At 73.9% G+C, this 280-nt stretch carries 1 pseudogene; it reads right to left on the bottom strand.

The window, feature by feature from the left end:
• Positions 1-280: pseudogene (locus KVS71_RS17350) on the bottom strand (DeoR family transcriptional regulator); the annotation flags it as partial.

The raw sequence follows: 280 nt of genomic DNA, 5'->3' as shown, positions 1-280 counted from the left end.
CGCCGACCTTCTCGTCGCTCGCGAGCACGACGGTCGCGGCGCATCGGGAGGAGATCGCCCGCTTGGTGACGGCATCGTCGAGCCCGCCCGTCGTGAGGCCGTGGCCCGGGTCGACGCCCGTGACGCCGACGAAGAACACGTCGGCGGCGAGGTGTTGGAACGCCTCCATCGCGAGTCCCCCGCCGGCGACGAGGGAGTGCCGGGCCAGCTCGCCGCCGATCATGATCACGCGCGCAACCGAGTGCACGGCGACGGCGAGGGCGACGGCGGGGCTCGGGGT

The organism is Microbacterium sp. GbtcB4 (genome assembly GCF_019091465.1).
GTDB lineage: Bacteria > Actinomycetota > Actinomycetes > Actinomycetales > Microbacteriaceae > Microbacterium > Microbacterium paraoxydans.
The sequence above is the reverse complement of the archived record's forward strand: the minus strand, read 5'-3'. Positions and strand labels throughout refer to the sequence as shown.